Here is an 18,516-nt window from a genome sequence, read left to right on the forward strand (position 1 = left end):
CACTCGTAGCTCAGCTGGATAGAGTACTCGGCTACGAACCGAGCGGTCACAGGTTCGAATCCTGTCGAGTGCACCATTTAAGAGTTAGTTGCAGCAATGCAGGTAGCTCGGCTTCAACCAGTTGTGATCTGGTCTAAAAACACAATCTGCACTCGTAGCTCAGCTGGATAGAGTACTCGGCTACGAACCGAGCGGTCACAGGTTCGAATCCTGTCGAGTGCACCATACAAACAAAAAGCCCGCCTAGTGCGGGCTTTTTGCCGTCTGGGATTTGTGTCGGATTTTATCTTTTTCTGCTGCTTCCTGTGTTTTCCTTCCGGGCTGCGTCGTCGCAGTTCATAGATGCGGCCAATGCTCAGCTTTGGCTCGCAAGCGCTTGTTCTTTCCAGTTTTTTAACGTTAAAAGCGAGCGCACGGTGTATCATTGCGCCCGTCAGCCCCGCCGGGGCTTGTGGAATACCTCCATGGACTTACCCAGTAGTTACTCAGTACCCCGTTTTACCAATCATGAATTGACTGATTGATCCTTCCGGCGTGCCCCGCTGCTGGGAGTGGAGTTCGCCTATGACCGAAGTAGAAGTAAAGAAAACTCAAGAAAGCCTGCAGGATCGCCTGGCTCAAGTCATCGAGCTGCTGCAGCGCCAGCGTGTGGTCGAAGAACTCACGCACCGCCAGGATGGCCCGAACCGCGACCGCGTTGAAAACCTGGTCCACCGGCAAAACCTCGTCGAGCTGCAACGCAAGCTCGATGACCTGCACTCCGCCGACGTCGCCTATATTCTCGAAGCCTTGCCGCTGGATGATCGACTGACCCTCTGGCAGTTGGTCAAGGCCGACCGCGACGGCGACATCCTGCTTGAAGTCTCCGACTCGGTCCGTGAAACCCTGATCGCCGACATGGACGATCACGAGCTCCTGGCTGCGGCCAAGGAGATGGACGCTGATGAGTTGGCCGACCTGGCCCCTGAGCTGCCTCGTGATGTTGTCCATGAGCTGATGGAAGCCCTCGATGGCCAGCAGCGTGAGCGTGTGCGCTCCGCGTTGTCCTATGACGAGGATCAGGTCGGCGCCCTGATGGACTTCGAGATGGTCACCATCCGCGAAGACGTCAGCCTGGAAGTGGTCCTGCGCTACCTGCGCCGGTTGAAAGAGTTGCCCGGCCATACCGACAAATTGTTTGTGGTCGACTACGAAGGCATCCTCAAGGGCGTGTTGCCGATCAAGCGCCTGCTGGTCAACGACCCTGAAAAGAAAGTTGCCGATGTGATGGCCAGCGACCCGGTGAGCTTTCATCCGGACGAAGACGCCTATGACGCCGCGCAGGCGTTCGAGCGTTATGACTTGATCTCCGCTCCGGTGGTCGACAAGAACGGCAAGCTGATCGGCCGTCTGACCATCGATGAAATGGTCGACCTGATTCGTGAAGAGAGCGAAACCGAAGTCCTCAACATGGCGGGTCTGCGTGAAGAGGAAGATATTTTTGCGTCAGTCTGGCGTTCGTTGCGCAACCGCTGGGCCTGGCTGGCCGTCAACCTGATCACGGCCTTCATCGCGTCGCGGGTGATCGGGCTGTTTGAGGGCTCTATCGAGAAGCTGGTGGCTTTGGCGGCATTGATGCCGATCGTGGCGGGGATTGGTGGCAACTCCGGCAACCAGACCATCACCATGATCGTACGCGCCATGGCGCTCGACCAGGTCAATACCGGTAACACCTCGCGGCTGATGCGCAAGGAGCTGGCCGTGGCGCTGATCAACGGCGTGGTGTGGGGCGGCGTGATCGGTATTGTCGCTTACTTGCTGTATGGCAGTTGGTCACTGGGCGTGGTGATGACTGCTGCCATGACTCTCAACCTGCTGCTGGCTGCGTTGATGGGGGTGTTGATCCCCATGACCCTGGCGCGCCTGGGGCGCGACCCTGCGATGGGTGCCAGCGTGATGATTACCGCCATGACTGACAGTGGTGGCTTCTTCATCTTCCTGGGCCTGGCGACAATCTTCCTGCTCTGATCCTCCACGGCACGCCGGCTCCCCTGTAGGAGCTGGCTTGCCAGCGATTGCCTTCACGGGCTGCATCGCCTGAATCGGCACCAAGCGGGCTCCTGCACAAATTCCAGGCAAAAAAAAGCCAGCACATGGCTGGCTTCGGCTTTCATTTGTAACTTAATTGGCTTCTGCGGCCGCCTCAACGTCGTGCGCGATAAGCGAGACGAGAGCATTTTGCTGGCGGTGGGAGAGCTGACGAAAACGCTGCAGCAGTTCGCGTTCGTGCAGCGACAGCTCGGGGCTGTCCAGGCGCATGCTCAACTCGTCGCCCAACGCACCTTCCTGAATGAGGCTCTGTTCCAGGCGCGCGATGATTTCGGAGTTCATGCTGCGGTGATGATTGCGAGCCACCTCGGCAATGCGTTCCCGCATTCCGTCTGGCAGACGTACGACGAACTTGTCAGCCGTACGGCTGGAATAAATTGCCTGTTTCAATGGGCGCATATATTTAACCGGTTAGTTCAGGGGAGCGGTTTTTGGAATTGGCCGCAAGATGAGTGTTAAGACAAGACTCACGACCAAAGTTCAACCCTAATTGCAAAGAGGCCGCATCATGCCTCAGATTTGACATTTCCTTGGCGTCAATTCTGTGACAAATATTGAACTGCCTAAAGGCTTTATGCCAGCACTCATTTGCATTTTTGCGGACTGGTTGGAAAACTTCTGCACGAGTGATCCCGCCAGGGAACTTCCCGTAAGTCCAGGCCACCACAGGGTTTAAGGCCGCACATCGTATAGCAAAGTGGCCTTTTGCCCTTATCTTTAAGACTAGTGGCAATTTGCCGATTTACTAGGACGAGGCGACATAAGGTAGGCGGGGGGCGATGCGAGAGGGGGTTAGCGTAGCACCGGGTCAAACTTGATTTTGCGGCCGACGATGAGCGTCAGCAGCAGCAGGCTTGCGCAGATGCCAGCCGCAACAAAGGCGGTGGTTTGCCCGTCCTGGGACTCGGCACCCAGACCCAGGATGCCAGTGGCGACGGTCAAGCACAGGAACAGCCAGGCAGATTTGGTCATCAGTTGTTTCCTCAGAAAACCCAGTGTTCGGAGGCAGGCGCCGCTTGGGTGCCTTGGGTCAGGCGCACTGGCGATTGCGCGTTGGGTGTCATCACCGCCAATTGCGGACGTTGCTGCAGATGGTGTGGCACCGCCTGGCTGATCTGGGCCGGGTCGTTGCTGCCGGTCGATTGGAAATGAAACATCACCAGTGCAGCCAGGGCTACGGTGTTGAGGGCTAACAGAAGGGCACTGTTCATGGTCATGTTCTCCGCTTAACGCCGTGGCTGAAGGGGTTTGTAGGAGAAGTATTGCAGGTCTCGTGCCAATCTATTATTTCAATAAAATCAATGGCTTGAGTCTACTTTAAAACGCTGAAAGGTTGCAATTTGCAATGCTGGCATTTTGAGGGAGTGCATTTTGCACGATGGCGCCCAAGTGCCCGTGTTTACGGGCCGAAACTGCATTGCGCCAGGCAAGGATTGGCCTACATTCAAAAAGCCAACGGACGACATGACAAAACCTACCTCGGCCGTTAACATGCACGCCGTCCGTCGCAGCGCCCCTGGCCTGATGGATGTCATTGGTCCCAGTAGCTCAATTGGATAGAGCATCCCCCTCCTAAGGGGAAGGTTGGCCGTTCGAACCGGCCCTGGGACACCAGATTCGCAGTTCACAAACAAGCCCCGTACAGCACCTGCTGGCGGGGCTTTTTTGTGCGCGCCGGGGCTTTTCACACTTCAGTCGAACCTTGCCGCCGATCGAGGTTCACAGCAGGTGCCGCCGGCTATTTTTCGCAACGCTGTACCTTGCATACCCTCCGGCAGCGTCTGAACCGTGAAGCAAAATAATCCCCGGAAACAGCGCCATTCGCCTGTCCGGAACCTGCAACCCCGGACTATCATGCCGATAGCCCTGTCTCTTACCGCAAGGAGCCGCTCGGAACGCCGATGCGCCAGATCTGGAAATCTTTTCGAGCCCTTTATTTCGCCTCCTTGATGATGCTGATCGGCTCCGGCCTGCTCAGTACTTACCTGGCCCTGCGCCTGGCGGCCGACCATGTCGACAGCCTGTGGGTGGGTGCGTTGATGGCAGCCAACTACTTTGGCCTGGTGCTGGGCGGCAAGATCGGGCATCGCCTGATTGGCCGGGTCGGGCATATCCGTGCCTATGCCACCTGTGCCGGGATCGTCGGGGCGGCGGTGCTGGGCCATGGCTTGATCGATTGGCTGCCGGCCTGGATCGTGCTGCGTACGATCGTGGGCCTGGGGATGATGTGCCAGTACATGGTCATCGAGAGCTGGCTCAACGAGCAGGCGGACGCCAAGCAACGTGGCGTGGTGTTCAGCGGCTATATGATCGCGTCCTACCTGGGGCTGGTCCTCGGTCAACTGATCCTGGTCATGCACCCCCAGCTCGGCCTCGAATTGCTGATGCTGGTCGCGCTGTGTTTTGCCTTGTGCCTGGTGCCGGTGGCCATGACTCGCCGCATTCACCCGGCGCCCCTGCATCCGGCGCCGATGGAGCCGCGCTTCTTTATCAAGCGCGTGCCGCAGTCGCTGAGTACCGTGCTGGGCGCCGGGTTGATCGTCGGTTCGTTCTACGGCCTGGCGCCGCTCTATGCCTCTCAGCAAGGGCTGACGACAGAGCAGGTGGGCCTGTTCATGGGTAGCTGCATTTTTGCCGGCCTGGTGGTGCAGTGGCCGCTGGGTTGGCTGTCGGACCGCTACGACCGCGCGCTGTTGATCCGTTGCTTTGCGTTGTGCCTGGCGGTGGCGGCGTTGCCCTTGGCGGTAATGACCCAGGTGCCGCTGGAAGTGCTGTTCGTGGCAGGCTTCGTGTGTTCCCTGGTGCAGTTTTGCCTGTACCCGCTGGCCGTGGCGTTCTCCAATGACCATGTGGAAGGCGATCGTCGCGTGTCGCTCACCGCCATGTTGCTGGTGACCTACGGCGTCGGCGCCAGTGTCGGGCCGCTGCTGGCGGGTGTGGTGATGAAGATGTTCGGCAGCCACATGCTGTACGCGTTTTTCAGCCTGTGTGCGCTGATCCTGGTATGGCGTATCCGGCCGAAAGCCGTGACCAACCTGCACCAGGTGGACGACGCACCCTTGCACCACGTGGCGATGCCCGACAGCATGTCCAGCTCGCCGTTGGTGGCTGCCCTTGATCCGCGGGTGGATGAACAGGTGGTGCAGGAGCAGATGCAGGTATCCGTACCTGAACCAGAGCCTGAAATCGAGCCCGAGTCTCCCGCTGATGAATCGGTGGTCGAGGCACCAGTCGATCCGCTCGACCCGGACGAGCATCCCCATGATTTGAGCAGGGCACGCCCCTGAAAACAAAAAACGGGCAGATCCCATCAGGATCTGCCCGTTTTTTTATGACGCCAAGCTTTAAAAGTCGTCGTCTTTATCGAAGCGGCGTGCTTCGCGTTGCAGCTGGTAGACGAAACGCTCGACCTGGCGCTGCACCAAGCCACTCATGTTGTGGAAGCGCACGCCGGCGAAGGTGGTGTTGATCTTCTCTTCGAAGTGCAGGTAACGCAGCTCGACCGAGGTGGTCATGCTGCCAAAGGGCAGGGCGGCGATGAAGCGGTCGTAGACCTGGCCCAATTGCAGGCGCTCGGAAATATCGCCATCAAAGCGCAGTTTGCAGCCGGTGGCGGAAATATCCAGCAATTTGCCACTGATCGGCGCCTTGAGTTTCTCGCCGCCCAGTTCGATGTTGACCAGTTGGGCCAGCTTCAAGGCGGCCCGGAAAGCGTTGCGACGCTGATGGTAAACCACCTCGTCGGGCAAGCTGCCGGTGTAGATGCGGTGGCCGTCCTTTTCGCTGATGCTCATGGCGCCGTTGCTTTCCCACGCAACACGCACGCCGTCGTGGAAGCCTTCGATGCGGAACGGCTCACCGTTTTCCAGGTGGCGTTCGCCGTCACGCGGGATCATTTCATCCAGGGCCAGGGTGCCGCCCTCGCGGTCGACATCCACCAGGTAACTCTGGAAGCGTTGGCTGCGTTCGTGGAAGGTGATGATCAGCGGGTCATGGCTTTCTTGCAGCATCCGCAAGGTGCCGGCGATTTCCAGAGGCGTGGTGAGGACCTTGGGTGGCTGCGGGGCATCTTCCGCATTAAGGGCGTTGAACACGGTTCTTCCATCTCCAGACAAAATACGACTACACGCAAGAGCAGGCATTTTGCCAGTATGTGGCGCGACTTGGATAGGCCGCGCGGTAAACGGGCATCAGGCTTGGCTGCGGGTGCTTGGCTTGACCAGGCGCGAGGTGGATCCCTGGGCGTTGTAAAGCGCCGGAGGCTCACCGCCGTGAAGTATACGCAACTGGTTGGCGGTCGTAGCTTGCTGAAGCTGGATCGACTGACCGTTGAGCAGGTTGGCTTCCTGGCACTGGGCGAGCAATTGATTGAGTTCTTTGCTCTGGGCCAGCAATTGATCGCCGACCGAGGAGTGGCTGGCCAATTGTGCCAGGCCATCATGGTCTGCCGGCAGGCCGAGGCTGATGAGGATTTCGCTGCGTTTTTTGCCGTGCTGTTCCAGCAGGACAATCAGCGATTGTTTGCGCGCCAGAATTTCTTCCAGCAAGGGCATGTCCCGGCCGAAGAGTGCCAGGGATTCTTCTTTCAGCAGCTCGAGCAAATGTTGCGTCGGCGCTAGATCATCAATGATCAGTTGAAGCAAATGTTCGTCGTGATGCATGGCTGGCCTTGGGGTTTAAGCGTCCAAAAGCCCGGCGCAGGCCTGTGCCTAGCGCTCGGCTTCGAAATTAAGCAGCTTGCTGGCTACACGGTTGCTGTCGACTTTATAGCTGCCATCGGCGATTGCCTGTTTCAATTCGGCCACACGGGCTTTATTGACTACCGGTTGATCGCGCAGCGAGTCAGTGACCTTCTGCAACTGTTGAGCCTCATTGCTCAGGTGTACGGATTCCCCGCTCTGGCTGGCGCTCGCCTGTTCTGCCTTCGCGGGCAGTGGCTGGGCCTTGGCTTCTACGCTGTCCTTGGTACCGGTGGTACGCGTAGGGCCTGACGTTGCCGGGGTGTTATTCAAACGACTGAAATCGATGACCATGATAAAAAACCTCTGGGTATTTGGACGCTTGCCATGTTTTCGGCCATACCCGGACAAACTTTAGGCGCAATTGACAATAAACTGCACAGGCCGGCACCCAACCCACAGTGTAGGAAAAGCCGGCGTCCGATACCAGCGGTCTATAAAGCCACCTCCACTTGGCCGGGTGCCGTCACCCGCGCCTTGATCACCCGGTTCGAGTTGAGGTTCTTCACCCGGATCTGCTCGCTCATGCCGCCATTGGACAGCGCCTCGCCTGGCATCTTTACCTGCAGCGCGCCGCTGCTGGCGGAAATCACCACCTGATCGCCCTTGCGGATCACCTCCGCCTGCTCCAGGTGCACCAGGGTAATGACCTGGTCGGTGACCACTGGTCGGGTCAATTTCTGTCCGACGGCCTGGTCGAGGGAGGTCAGGTAACCCTGATTGATCATGCTGATGTCGCGTTCACGCAGGACAACGTCCTCGAAACCGATGATGCCGGTGCGTTTCAGCGGGCGGGCCACCACCACCACATCGCGGAACAATTTGACCTGCGCCGGCACGAACACGGTCCAGGGCGAGGCGCCTTCGCAGCGAACTTTCACCGTCACGCGGCCGATGGGCTGGGCGGGACTTTCCAGGGTGGCTGTCAATTCCTTGTCGCAAATTGGCATGCGCAGGCGCGGATCGAGCTGGCTGACCTGGATTTCATAACGCCCGGGTGTCTGGGTGGTCGCCAGATAATCTTCTACAGTGAACTCAAGAAAGCCCTGAGTGACGCCGATAAGTAGATCAGGCAAGGTGACGTTATCGGCGCGGGCCGTGGTTCCCAGGCTCAAGGCGAGCAATGCCATCGAGACGCAGAGCAATCTGCAGTACCGTGGGAAGCCGGGGCGTCGGGAAACTGTCGTTTTAATATCCATGATCTGTAAATTGCAAAGCCCGTGCCGTTTAGTGTTGGGTGCGCGTCTGCCCTTTAGGGAACAGGCCAAAGGTTTTAGCGTAGGAGTAAAGGCATGGCAGGAGTAATGGATTCAGTAAACCAGCGGACACAGCTGGTAGGGCAGAATCGCCTGGAGTTGTTGCTTTTTCGCCTGGATGGCAAACAGTTGTATGGCATCAACGTGTTCAAGGTGCGGGAAGTGTTGCAGTGCCCCAAGCTGACGATCATGCCCAAGTCCAGTCCCGTGGTGTGCGGCGTCGCCAACATCCGCGGCGCGACCATCCCGATTCTCGACTTGGCGCTGGCCACCGGTTCGCCGGCCCTGCAGGACCGCGAGAATCCTTTCGTGATCATTACCGAGTACAACACCAAGACCCAGGGTTTCCTGGTGCGCTCGGTGGAGCGCATCGTCAACATGAATTGGGAAGAGATCCATCCGCCGCCCAAGGGCACTGGCCGCGATCACTACCTCACGGCGGTGACGCGGGTCGATAACCAGTTGGTGGAAATCATCGACGTGGAGAAGATCCTCGCCGAAGTGGCGCCGACCTCGGAATCGATTTCCGTGGGTGTGGTGGACGCCGAGACGGCACACAAGGCGATTTCCTTGCGGGTGCTGACGGTGGACGACTCCTCGGTGGCGCGCAAGCAGGTGACCCGTTGCCTGCAGACCGTCGGTGTGGAGGTGGTGGCGCTCAATGATGGTCGCCAGGCGCTGGATTACCTGCGCAAGCTGGTGGACGAAGGCAAGAAGCCGGAAGAAGAATTCTTGATGATGATCTCTGACATCGAGATGCCGGAAATGGACGGCTACACCCTCACGGCCGAGATACGCAATGACCCACGCATGCAAAAATTGCATATCATCCTGCATACTTCGTTGTCGGGTGTATTCAATCAGGCGATGGTCAAGAAGGTCGGTGCCGATGACTTCCTGGCCAAATTCCGCCCTGATGACCTGGCAGCCCGGGTAGTCGACCGGATCAAGGCAGCAGATCACGGCTAGGGGATGTCCCCTGGCGGTCACACGATTTAAGAGGCGGTATCATTGTCTACGGGTAATTTGGATTTCGAACAGTTCCGGGTCTTCCTGGAAAAAGCCTGTGGCATATTGCTCGGTGAGAACAAGCAGTACCTGGTATCCAGCCGTCTCAACAAACTGATGGAACAGCAGGGCATCAAGTCGCTGGGCGAGTTGGTCCAGCGCATCCAGGGCCAGCCGCGCAGCGGGCTCAAGGAAATGGTGGTCGATGCCATGACCACCAACGAAACCTTGTGGTTTCGCGACACCTATCCGTTTGAAGTGCTCAAGAGCAAGGTGCTGCCGGAAGCCATCAAGGCCAGCCCGGGCCAGCGCCTGCGCATCTGGTCGGCGGCCTGCTCCTCGGGGCAGGAACCGTACTCGATCTCGATGTCCATCGATGAGTTCGAGCGGACAAACATGGGCCAGCTCAAGGCCGGTGCGCAAATTGTCGCCACTGATCTGTCCGGCACCATGCTCACCAACTGCAAGACCGGCGAGTACGACAGCCTGGCCCTGGGCCGTGGCTTGTCCCAGGAGCGCCTGCAACGTTACTTCGACCCGAAAGGGGCCGGGCGTTGGGCGGTCAAGGCGCCGATCAAGAGCCGCGTGGAGTTTCGCTCGTTCAACCTGCTCGACAGCTACGCCAGCCTGGGCAAGTTCGACATGGTGTTCTGCCGCAACGTGCTGATCTACTTCTCGGCCGAAGTGAAGAAAGACATCCTGTTGCGCATCCACGGCACGCTCAAGCGCGGTGGCTATCTGTTCCTCGGCGCATCCGAAGCGCTGAACGGCCTGCCCGATCATTACCAGATGGTGCAGTGCAGTCCTGGGATCATCTACCAGGCCAAGTGACGGTTTGAAGTGTGCTTCGACAAAAAAGGGAGCCCCGCAAAGGGCTCTCTTTTTTTGTGCGCCAAGTCTGAATACCCGGGTGAGCGTAAGCCTTCCGGAACTCATGTTTCGCCATTTTCCACGAACCTGTGGAAGGGGGTGAAGTGCCTACGCCTCCAAAACTTCAGGTGTGCGAGTGGGATTGAATATTCCTCTTCGGCTCATAGTAGAGGGAAGGTCTATGGACAATATTTGGGTGGAGTCTCGCGTTGCGGCACGGTCTGGTTTTGATCCTGCTGTTCAACAACAGCCTTCCGCTGCGCGTGTAGCGCGTTCAGCAACACAACAAACTGGTTCGGGGCCTGTGTTTGGCGTTCAGGACGCCAGGCCGCCAGTCATCAATTTTTCCCCAAGCGAATATGGTTCATCTCAGCAGACCTATAGCTACGGGGCCTATTTGTCTAACGGCCTATCCTCTTCAATTGCTGACGCGCCCGCGGCTATCCTCCCTGGTAAAGCGCGTGGGGGAATCTGGAACAAGGCAAAGGATATTTTTGGAGGGTTTTTTCAGAGCCAAAATGGCAACTGCGCCACTATCTCAGGCATTAAGGCATTGAGCGCGCGTTATGGTTCGAAACCAACTGACCTCTTTTCGAAGGTGGAAGATCTCGGCGACAGGTATCGCGTTACCAAACGCGATGGGAAGGTCGTGGAGTTTACCCACGAGGAGTATATGCAGGTTAGGAAGGACGCGGGGATTGACGGCAGTGACCCTATTGCGCGCGATAACGCGGCCTTTGCCTATGCAGTCGCTGCCAAGCAGGCGGAGTACGATAATCACGAAGGCTCGAAAGGAAACTTCACCAAAGCCCTGGCGTCTCTGAAAAACGGCGAATATACCAAGGATCTTTTCGACCGACTGGGCTTCAAGGGGCTTTACAGGAAAGGAACCGTTGAGGAATTGAGAAATGGCAGCGTGGGCATTATAGAAAAAGATGTTGGGGGAGCAGGTACGGGGCATTCGATGGCCGTGATTGCGGGCGTCGAAGAGCGCTGGGGAAAAAGGGGGAATCTTGTTACACACGGAAAAATCACAGACACCAACGGCAACCAGTGGTCGGACAATGTACTGGTTTTGACTTGATCACTGCTTGCCGCATTGCGCACGTGGGGGATCTCCAGGTCTCGCAGACACGCAGTGCACGGGCGGCTTTTTGACCGCCCGGCTGTTCGGCCCTGCAAAAACGGCAATGCTCATTGCCGCTTTCCTGACGCTTCGCGGAAATCCATTGCCGCTTTTGCGCTGTTGCCACCGGCAACCTTCCTCTAAACCCTTGATTTAAGGGGCTTTCAATTATTGGCATGAGCCTTGCTATAACCCTGTTAACGAACAGCAGGTCAGCCTAAAGGTTTCCGCCATGAGCATCAGCTTCGATAAAGCGCTCGGTATCCACGAACAAGCCCTGGGCTTCCGCGCCCAGCGTGCCGAAGTCCTGGCCAACAACATTGCCAACGCCGACACCCCGAACTACAAGGCTCGGGACCTGGACTTCTCCGCCGTGCTCGCGGCACAGCAGGACAAGACCAAGAACGGCACCTTCGCCTTGAACATGACCAACAGCCGTCATATCGAAGCGCAAGGCCTGGGCAATGGTGACGAGTCGCTGCTGTATCGCACGCCGATGCAGCCATCGATCGACCAGAACACCGTCGACGCCCAGCTGGAGCAATCGGCCTACGCCGAGAACTCGGTGAACTTCCAGGCCAGCTTCACCCTGCTCAACAGTAAATTCAAAGGGCTGATGTCAGCCCTGCGTGGAGAGTAAGCCATGTCCCTGTCCAGTGTTTTCAATATTGCCGGCAGTGGCATGAGCGCGCAGACCACGCGTTTGAACACCGTCGCCAGTAACATCGCCAACGCCGAGACCGTGTCGTCGAGCATTGACCAGACCTACCGCGCCCGTCACCCGGTGTTCGCCACCATGTTCCAGGGCGGCCAGAGCGGCGGCAGCGATTCGCTGTTCCAGGACCAGGGCGCTGCAGGTTCCGGCGTGCAGGTGCTCGGTGTGGTGGAAGACCAGAGCAACCTGGAGGCCCGCTACGAGCCGAATCACCCGGCGGCGAACGAAAAAGGCTACGTCTACTACCCGAACGTCAATGTGGTCGAGGAAATGGCAGACATGATCTCCGCCAGCCGCTCGTTCCAGACCAACGCGGAAATGATGAACACCGCCAAAACCATGATGCAGAAGGTCCTGACCCTGGGTCAGTGATAAGGGGCGCCACTAATGGCCATCGTTGATACGACAAACAACACGGCAGTCCAGGACCTTTTCAATTCCAAGGTCAAGACCGCTACAGATAACAGCAGCGTCGGTGACGCCTCCAAGGCGGCGACGGGCAACCAGTCGCTGGGCAAGGATGCATTCCTGCAACTGCTGGTGACCCAGCTGAAAAACCAGAACCCGCTGTCGCCCCAGGACAACGGCGCGTTCGTGGCCCAGTTGGCGCAGTTCAGCAGCCTGGAAGGCATCAACACCCTGAACGACTCGGTGAATGCGATCTCGAGCAACTTCAGCTCCTCGCAAGCGCTGCAGGCATCGTCGCTGGTCGGGCGCTCGATCATCACCCAGACCGACAAGGCCCTGGTGGACACAAGCAAGAGCATGACCGGTTCGGTCGCGGTGACCTCTGCGGTGGGTAACGTCTCCATCAAGATCACTGACAAAGATGGCAACGTGGTGCGCACCATCGACATGGGCGCCCAGAGCGCGGGTAACTCCGACTTCATCTGGGACGGCAAGAACGACAAAGGTGAAGTGGCCCCCGCAGGTACCTACACCTTCGCGGCCACCACCAAAAATGACAAGGGCGACTCGGTAGCCCTGGCGACCTCGCTGCCCGCGACGGTGACCAGCGTGACGTTGAGCAAGACCGGCGGCGAAATGCTGTTGAACCTTGCAGGTGGCATGGGCAGCGTCAAGCTGTCGCAAATTCAGACTATCGGTACATAGAGCCGGCTAAATACGGCAGAGGGAGAGAAACATGTCTTTTAATATCGGCCTTAGCGGCCTCTATGCGGCCAACAAACAACTGGACGTGACCGGCAACAACATCGCCAACGTCGCGACCACTGGCTTCAAGTCGTCCCGTGCGGAATTCGCGGACATCTACGCCGCCTCCAAACTGGGCACCGGCCAGAACAGCATCGGCAATGGTGTGAACCTGGCGGCTGTGTCGCAGCAGTTCACCCAGGGTGACGTCAACAACAGCGGCGGTATCCTGGACATGGCGATCCAGGGTGGCGGCTTCTTCGTGCAGAAGGGCAGCGACGGCTCGCTGGAATACACCCGCAGCGGTGCGTTCCGTGCCGACAAAGATGGCTACATCACTAACAACACCGGTACTTCGCGCCTGCAAGGCTACGCGGCGGACGCCGATGGCAAAATCGTCAAGGGTGGCCTGGTCGACCTGCAGCTGAACCTGGCGAACCTGCCGCCGAAGGCGTCCACCAAAGTGGACTCCACCAGTAACCTGAATTCTTCGGACCTGCCGATCAATCAGACGGACCACCCGTTCGATCCGACCAAGACCGACAGCTTCAACACCCAGTACTCCACCACGCTCTACGATACCCAGGGCAACGCCCACTCGATGGTGCAGTACATGGTTAAAACCGATGGCAACGTCTGGCAGTCCTACACGCTGATTGACGGCCGTAACCCGGATGGCACGCCGATCAGCGGTAGCGGTGCCGTTGCCCCAGTGCCGTCTACGCTGACCTTTGATACCTCTGGCAAGCTCGAAAAAATTGTCGGCGCCAACGTCAAGGACACTACCATGACCATTGACGACTGGAAGCCGGGCGGCCTGGTCGATGGCGTTTGGAAGGACAACGGTGCTGCTGCCAACACCGGCGGTATTGCCGTCAACATGGGTAACATCACCCAGTACAACTCCGCCAGCTACCGCAACCCACCGGTCACCGATGGCTACGCCACCGGCCAGATCACCGGCCTGAAAATCGACGGCAGCGGTGTACTGTTCGCCACGTTCAGCAACCAGCAGAGCAAGGCTATCGGCCAGATATCCCTGGCCAGCTTCAACAACGAACAGGGCCTGCAGCCCTCCGGCGGCACCACCTGGAGAGAGACCTTCGCCTCGGGCCAGCCGGGTTATGACAGCCCGCAAGCCGGGACCTTGGGTTCGATCGTGGCCAACTCGCTGGAGAACTCCAACGTCAACCTGACCAACGAGCTGGTAGACCTGATCAAGGCCCAGAGCAACTACCAGGCGAACGCCAAGACCATCTCCACCCAGAGCACCATCATGCAGACGATCATTCAGATGACCTGATGCAAAAGCGCTCGACAAGAAGCCCCTCGTAAGAGGGGCTTTTTTGTGGGCGTAGGAAAATAACCCATGACACTACAGGTTACGCGTTGAATTTCTGGGGAAGGAACACTCCATTTCTGTCTTGCCACTGATGGTCAAGAGCCTTGTCGGCTCACCAATCAGTGGGAGTGCCGAAGATGGGAAGTTCAGGAGTATCGGGGGCGCGGCGTACCGCCTCTGTGGCTGGGGTTGCGCGAGGTGATTCGCCGCCCGTTAAACCTGTGGATCACGCATCGACGGTCAAGTCGTTCCTCCAACAGTTGTTCGACGCCGAGAAAGACGGCAAAACCCAGTCGGTCCAGGACTTGCGCAACAAATTGAGTGAGCTGCGTGAGAATTTGGGTGATGAAAAATTCAAGGAGATCCTCAAGAAGCTCATCGAAGAAGCCGATAGCAAGTACCTTGAGCTTCTCAAGCGGCTGCTGAAGGAATGGTTTCCCGATGCGGATGATGTCCCACCACCAGACACGCCACCGCCGGGAGGTGGCGGAGGAGGGGGTAGGGGCGGCGGTAGAGTGGACCCTGCGGGGTTTGGTCCTGCCGAGCAAATGGGCAATCGGCCTTACACAAAAGGGCAGAATTATTTCAACTACAAGCCTGATAACAGTAACCCCGGGCAAAAGCCGGGGACTGGAAAAGAACAGGGCAATATCTGGACGGGTTTCAAGCAAGGGCCTGACGGCAATTGTGTGACGGTTTCCGCAATTAAGGCCGCCATGATGCGGTATGGCAAGGAGCCTACAGATGTATTCAAGGAGGTAAAAGAGGCGGGCGATGGCTATGACGTGACGATGCGCGATGGATACAAGGTTCATTTTTCCAAGGAAGAATTCAAGTTGGCGGCAAAGGAGGCCCGATTCGAGGGCGATGATCCTTCGATGATAACGTCTGCCAACTTCATATTTGCCGCGAGCGCCAAGCGGGCCCAGATGGAAAACAACGACGGTAAGGGCGCGCGCAGTTTCGAGCAAGCCATCCAGACCCTCAACGATGGAGAGTATTCGCGAGAAGGTTTGGACCGCATAGGACTGAAGGGGCTTTACAGGCAGGCGACCGATGCCGACTTGAGAAACAGCAAGGTCGGGACGGTGGAGTACGGCGGCCATTCGATGGCGGTGATTAACGGCCGCATTGAGCTATGGGGGCAGCGAGGCGGTGTACCCGCAGTCGGTATCGCCACCGTATTGATCTAGTCTTGCACGAGGGTTTTACCGGGCAAAAGAAAGCCCCCGATACACGTTAAGTGTATCGGGGGCTTTTCAGCCTTGGGGGTTAGCCCCAGGGCGGGCTCAGCTTATTGGCAAGCTTCGCAATCCGGCTCGTCAATCGCGCAGGCCTTTGGCACTGGCGCCGGGCCGGCCGGGGCGGCGAGCACCGAATCATCACCGTGGTTACCGCTGGACACAGCGTTCAGCTTGCCGGTGTTGATGGTCGACTTCTCGGTGCTGGTCGCGGCCAGGGCACGGAGGTAGTAAGTGGTTTTCAGGCCACGGTACCAAGCCATGCGGTAGGTCACGTCGAGCTTCTTGCCCGATGCGCCGGCGATGTACAGGTTCAGCGACTGAGCCTGGTCGATCCACTTCTGGCGACGGCTGGCGGCATCCACGATCCACTTGGTGTCCACTTCGAAGGCAGTCGCGTAGAGCTCTTTGAGTTCTTGCGGGATGCGCTCGATCTGCTGCACCGAACCGTCGTAGTACTTCAGGTCGTTGATCATGACCGAGTCCCACAGGCCGCGGGCCTTGAGGTCGCGAACCAGGTACGGGTTGATCACGGTGAATTCGCCCGACAGGTTCGATTTCACATACAGGTTCTGGTAGGTCGGTTCGATCGACTGCGATACGCCGGTGATGTTGGCGATGGTCGCGGTCGGCGCGATGGCCATGATGTTGGAGTTACGAATGCCTTTCTGCACACGGGCACGTACCGGCGCCCAGTCCAGGGATTCGTTCAGGTCGACATCGATGTACTTCTGGCCACGGGCTTCGATCAGGATCTGTTGCGAGTCCAGCGGCAGGATGCCTTTGGACCACAGCGAACCCTGGAATGTCTCGTAGGCACCGCGCTCGTCGGCCAGGTCGCAGGAGGCCTGGATCGCGTAGTAGCTGACCGCTTCCATGGACTTGTCGGCGAACTCGACCGCAGCATCCGAACCGTAAGGAATGTGCTGCAGGTACAGCGCATCCTGGAAGCCCATGATGCCCAGGCCAACCGGACGGTGCTTGAAGTTGGAGTTCTGCGCCTGTGGCACCGAGTAGTAGTTGATGTCGATCACGTTATCGAGCATGCGTACAGCGGTGTTGACGGTGCGTTCCAGCTTGGCGGTGTCCAGCTTGCCGTTGACGATGTGGTTCGGCAGGTTGATCGAGCCCAGGTTGCAAACGGCGATCTCGTCCTTGTTGGTGTTCAAGGTGATCTCGGTGCACAGGTTCGAGCTGTGGACCACGCCGACGTGCTGCTGCGGGCTGCGCAGGTTGCACGGGTCTTTGAAGGTCAGCCATGGGTGGCCGGTTTCAAACAGCATGGAGAGCATTTTGCGCCACAGGTCTTTGGCCTGGATGGTCTTGAACAGCTTGACCTTGCCTGGGTACTCGGTGAGGGCTTCGTAGTACTCGTAGCGCTCTTCGAAGGCCTTGCCGGTCAGGTCGTGCAGGTCCGGGACTTCGGAGGGCGAGAACAGGGTCCACTTGCCGTCATCGAAGACGCGCTTCATGAACAGGTCAGGGATCCAGTTGGCGGTGTTCATGTCGTGGGTACGACGACGGTCATCACCGGTGTTCTTGCGCAGCTCGATGAACTCTTCAATGTCCATGTGCCAGGTTTCCAGGTAGGCACACACAGCGCCTTTGCGCTTGCCACCCTGGTTCACGGCGACGGCGGTGTCGTTCACCACTTTCAGGAACGGTACAACGCCCTGGGACTTGCCGTTGGTGCCCTTGATGTAGGAACCCAGTGCGCGCACCGGGGTCCAGTCGTTGCCCAGGCCGCCGGCGAATTTGGACAACATGGCGTTGTCGTGGATCGCGTGGTAGATGCCCGACAGATCATCCGGCACGGTGGTCAGGTAGCAGCTGGACAGCTGTGGACGCAGGGTGCCGGCGTTGAACAGGGTCGGGGTCGACGACATGTAGTCGAAGGACGACAGCAGGTTGTAGAACTCGATGGCGCGGTCTTCTTTCTGCTTCTCTTCAATCGCCAGGCCCATGGCCACGCGCATGAAGAACACTTGCGGCAGTTCGAAGCGGATACCGTCCTTGTGGATGAAGTAACGGTCGTACAGGGTTTGCAGGCCCAGGTAGGTGAACTGCTGGTCGCGCTCGTGGTTGATCGCCTTGCCGAGTTTTTCCAGGTCGAAGGTGGCCAGGACCGGGTTCAGCAATTCGAATTCGATACCCTTGGCGATGTAGGCCGGCAGTGCCTTGGCGTACAGGTCGGCCATCTCGTGGTGGGTGGCGCTGTCGGCGACTTTCAGGAAGCCCAGGCCTTCGGCACGCAGGGTGTCCATCAGCAGGCGCGCGGTCACGAACGAGTAGTTCGGCTCGCGTTCAACCAGGGTACGAGCGGTCATCACCAGGGCGGTGTTTACGTCGGTCAGGGCCACGCCGTCGTACAGGTTCTTCAGGGTTTCGCGCTGGATCAGGTCACCGTCGACTTCTTCCAGGCCTTCGCAGGCCTCGGTGATGATGGTGTTCAGGCGGCCCAGGTCAAGTGGGGCAAAGCTGCCGTCGGCCAGGGTGATGCGGATCGACGGGTGCGCTTGCACGGCAGCTTCTTCAGCCGGGGAACGTACGGCACGTTCCTTGGCGCGCGAGTCACGGTAGATCACGTAGTCGCGGGCGACTTTCTGCTCGCCGGCACGCATCAGGGCCAGTTCGACCTGGTCCTGGATTTCTTCGATGTGGATGGTACCGCCCGATGGCATGCGACGCTTGAAGGTCGCGGTGACTTGTTCGGTCAGGCGGGCAACGGTGTCGTGGATGCGCGACGAAGCGGCAGCGGTGCCGCCTTCAACTGCAAGAAACGCTTTGGTGATGGCGACGGTGATTTTGTCATCGGTGTAAGGAACGACAGTGCCGTTACGCTTGATCACACGCAATTGGCCGGGCGCTGTGGCGGACAGATCCAGGTTCGAATCAGCGGCCTGCGGCACGGAGCCTTGCGGGTTCTCGCGAGTTGTGTCGGTTTGCATGGGGGGTTGTCTCCACATTCTATATTTATTT

The 18,516-nt window shown here is 58.4% G+C and carries 18 protein-coding genes and 2 tRNA genes; 12 read left to right on the forward strand and 8 right to left on the reverse strand.

All coding sequences use genetic code 11. The features are described from left to right. The first annotated feature begins 148 nt into the window (after positions 1–148). Together AC07OJ_RS15290 and mgtE are read left to right on the forward strand one after the other, a co-directional pair. Positions 149–225, forward strand: a tRNA-Arg gene (locus AC07OJ_RS15290). A 339-nt stretch (positions 226–564) separates the two neighbouring features. Further along, positions 565–2,007, forward strand: a complete 1,443-nt coding sequence (gene mgtE / locus AC07OJ_RS15295) for a magnesium transporter (protein ID WP_106802843.1) — start codon at positions 565–567, stop codon at positions 2,005–2,007. Positions 2,008–2,160: 153 nt separating this feature from the next. Here mgtE and AC07OJ_RS15300 read toward each other — a convergent pair whose 3' ends face one another. The 3 genes from AC07OJ_RS15300 to AC07OJ_RS15310 form a co-directional block, all read right to left on the reverse strand. Continuing rightward, positions 2,161–2,487, reverse strand: a complete 327-nt coding sequence (locus AC07OJ_RS15300; RefSeq protein ID WP_003175643.1) for an Arc family DNA-binding protein — start codon at positions 2,485–2,487, stop codon at positions 2,161–2,163. 393 nt (positions 2,488–2,880) lie between these two features. Further along, positions 2,881–3,060: a PA3371 family protein gene (locus AC07OJ_RS15305; RefSeq protein ID WP_106802844.1), complete on the reverse strand. Its 180-nt coding sequence runs from the start codon at positions 3,058–3,060 to the stop codon at positions 2,881–2,883. An 11-nt stretch (positions 3,061–3,071) separates the two neighbouring features. Next, complete coding sequence (locus AC07OJ_RS15310) at positions 3,072–3,299, reverse strand: hypothetical protein (protein WP_065909230.1); 228 nt, start codon at positions 3,297–3,299, stop codon at positions 3,072–3,074. A gap of 326 nt (positions 3,300–3,625) precedes the next feature. Between AC07OJ_RS15310 and AC07OJ_RS15315 the strand changes: the two genes are divergently transcribed. Next, positions 3,626–3,702: transfer RNA gene (locus tag AC07OJ_RS15315), tRNA-Arg, on the forward strand. A 287-nt stretch (positions 3,703–3,989) separates the two neighbouring features. Beyond that, on the forward strand, positions 3,990–5,375 hold the full coding sequence (locus tag AC07OJ_RS15320) for an MFS transporter (RefSeq protein WP_495094750.1): 1,386 nt from the start codon (positions 3,990–3,992) through the stop codon (positions 5,373–5,375). A 57-nt stretch (positions 5,376–5,432) separates the two neighbouring features. Here AC07OJ_RS15320 and AC07OJ_RS15325 read toward each other — a convergent pair whose 3' ends face one another. From AC07OJ_RS15325 to flgA, 4 genes are all read right to left on the reverse strand, one after another. Beyond that, on the reverse strand, positions 5,433–6,182 hold the full coding sequence (locus tag AC07OJ_RS15325; RefSeq protein WP_495094751.1) for a flagellar brake protein: 750 nt from the start codon (positions 6,180–6,182) through the stop codon (positions 5,433–5,435). 96 nt (positions 6,183–6,278) lie between these two features. Further along, a complete protein-coding gene (locus AC07OJ_RS15330; protein ID WP_065909236.1) occupies positions 6,279–6,749 on the reverse strand; it encodes a flagella synthesis protein FlgN in 471 nt (156 codons plus the stop codon). Between the two features lie 48 nt (positions 6,750–6,797). Then, entirely contained in the window at positions 6,798–7,121 is a 324-nt protein-coding gene (gene flgM / locus AC07OJ_RS15335; protein ID WP_201145739.1) for a flagellar biosynthesis anti-sigma factor FlgM, read from the reverse strand. Between the two features lie 140 nt (positions 7,122–7,261). After that, on the reverse strand, positions 7,262–8,026 hold the full coding sequence (gene flgA / locus AC07OJ_RS15340; protein ID WP_495094752.1) for a flagellar basal body P-ring formation chaperone FlgA: 765 nt from the start codon (positions 8,024–8,026) through the stop codon (positions 7,262–7,264). A 93-nt stretch (positions 8,027–8,119) separates the two neighbouring features. On the opposite strand from flgA, the gene AC07OJ_RS15345 reads away from it, so the two are divergent. From AC07OJ_RS15345 to AC07OJ_RS15380, 8 genes are all read left to right on the forward strand, one after another. Beyond that, positions 8,120–9,052: a chemotaxis protein CheV gene (locus AC07OJ_RS15345; protein ID WP_106802849.1), complete on the forward strand. Its 933-nt coding sequence runs from the start codon at positions 8,120–8,122 to the stop codon at positions 9,050–9,052. Positions 9,053–9,094: 42 nt separating this feature from the next. Further along, positions 9,095–9,922, forward strand: a complete 828-nt coding sequence (gene cheR, locus AC07OJ_RS15350) for a protein-glutamate O-methyltransferase CheR (protein ID WP_016979774.1) — start codon at positions 9,095–9,097, stop codon at positions 9,920–9,922. 220 nt (positions 9,923–10,142) lie between these two features. Beyond that, the gene (locus AC07OJ_RS15355; protein ID WP_495094753.1) at positions 10,143–11,045 is read left to right on the forward strand and encodes a hypothetical protein; all 903 of its coding nucleotides are present in this window, start codon (positions 10,143–10,145) and stop codon (positions 11,043–11,045) included. A 274-nt stretch (positions 11,046–11,319) separates the two neighbouring features. Beyond that, positions 11,320–11,727, forward strand: coding sequence for a flagellar basal body rod protein FlgB (flgB, locus tag AC07OJ_RS15360; RefSeq protein ID WP_003214246.1), 408 nt, complete (start codon positions 11,320–11,322; stop codon positions 11,725–11,727). A gap of 3 nt (positions 11,728–11,730) precedes the next feature. Then, on the forward strand, positions 11,731–12,174 hold the full coding sequence (flgC, locus tag AC07OJ_RS15365) for a flagellar basal body rod protein FlgC (RefSeq protein ID WP_015885456.1): 444 nt from the start codon (positions 11,731–11,733) through the stop codon (positions 12,172–12,174). Between the two features lie 15 nt (positions 12,175–12,189). Further along, entirely contained in the window at positions 12,190–12,915 is a 726-nt protein-coding gene (flgD, locus tag AC07OJ_RS15370) for a flagellar hook assembly protein FlgD (RefSeq protein WP_065909244.1), read from the forward strand. Between the two features lie 31 nt (positions 12,916–12,946). Continuing rightward, positions 12,947–14,257, forward strand: a complete 1,311-nt coding sequence (gene flgE, locus AC07OJ_RS15375) for a flagellar hook protein FlgE (protein WP_106802851.1) — start codon at positions 12,947–12,949, stop codon at positions 14,255–14,257. A gap of 260 nt (positions 14,258–14,517) precedes the next feature. Continuing rightward, positions 14,518–15,489 (forward strand): hypothetical protein, encoded by a 972-nt coding sequence (locus AC07OJ_RS15380; RefSeq protein ID WP_495094754.1) that lies wholly within the window; start codon positions 14,518–14,520, stop codon positions 15,487–15,489. A gap of 101 nt (positions 15,490–15,590) precedes the next feature. Here the strand turns inward: AC07OJ_RS15380 and AC07OJ_RS15385 are convergent, their stop codons facing one another. Beyond that, positions 15,591–18,485: a ribonucleoside-diphosphate reductase subunit alpha gene (locus AC07OJ_RS15385; RefSeq protein ID WP_065909250.1), complete on the reverse strand. Its 2,895-nt coding sequence runs from the start codon at positions 18,483–18,485 to the stop codon at positions 15,591–15,593. Positions 18,486–18,516: the final 31 nt, after the last annotated feature.

The sequence above is a fragment of the Pseudomonas sp. GW821-FHT09C08 genome, assembly GCF_059418125.1.

Bases quoted from the DNA above. Each gene is read 5' to 3' on its own strand.
- mgtE (WP_106802843.1), top strand. From the start codon at position 565: ATGACCGAAGTAGAAGTAAAGAAAACTCAAGAAAGCCTGCAGGATCGC.
- AC07OJ_RS15300 (WP_003175643.1), bottom strand. From the start codon at position 2,487: ATGCGCCCATTGAAACAGGCAATTTATTCCAGCCGTACGGCTGACAAG.
- AC07OJ_RS15305 (WP_106802844.1), bottom strand. From the start codon at position 3,060: ATGACCAAATCTGCCTGGCTGTTCCTGTGCTTGACCGTCGCCACTGGC.
- AC07OJ_RS15310 (WP_065909230.1), bottom strand. From the start codon at position 3,299: ATGAACAGTGCCCTTCTGTTAGCCCTCAACACCGTAGCCCTGGCTGCA.
- AC07OJ_RS15320 (WP_495094750.1), top strand. From the start codon at position 3,990: ATGCGCCAGATCTGGAAATCTTTTCGAGCCCTTTATTTCGCCTCCTTG.
- AC07OJ_RS15330 (WP_065909236.1), bottom strand. From the start codon at position 6,749: ATGCATCACGACGAACATTTGCTTCAACTGATCATTGATGATCTAGCG.
- flgM (WP_201145739.1), bottom strand. From the start codon at position 7,121: ATGGTCATCGATTTCAGTCGTTTGAATAACACCCCGGCAACGTCAGGC.
- flgA (WP_495094752.1), bottom strand. From the start codon at position 8,026: ATGGATATTAAAACGACAGTTTCCCGACGCCCCGGCTTCCCACGGTAC.
- AC07OJ_RS15345 (WP_106802849.1), top strand. From the start codon at position 8,120: ATGGCAGGAGTAATGGATTCAGTAAACCAGCGGACACAGCTGGTAGGG.
- AC07OJ_RS15355 (WP_495094753.1), top strand. From the start codon at position 10,143: ATGGACAATATTTGGGTGGAGTCTCGCGTTGCGGCACGGTCTGGTTTT.
- flgB (WP_003214246.1), top strand. From the start codon at position 11,320: ATGAGCATCAGCTTCGATAAAGCGCTCGGTATCCACGAACAAGCCCTG.
- flgC (WP_015885456.1), top strand. From the start codon at position 11,731: ATGTCCCTGTCCAGTGTTTTCAATATTGCCGGCAGTGGCATGAGCGCG.
- flgD (WP_065909244.1), top strand. From the start codon at position 12,190: ATGGCCATCGTTGATACGACAAACAACACGGCAGTCCAGGACCTTTTC.
- flgE (WP_106802851.1), top strand. From the start codon at position 12,947: ATGTCTTTTAATATCGGCCTTAGCGGCCTCTATGCGGCCAACAAACAA.
- AC07OJ_RS15385 (WP_065909250.1), bottom strand. From the start codon at position 18,485: ATGCAAACCGACACAACTCGCGAGAACCCGCAAGGCTCCGTGCCGCAG.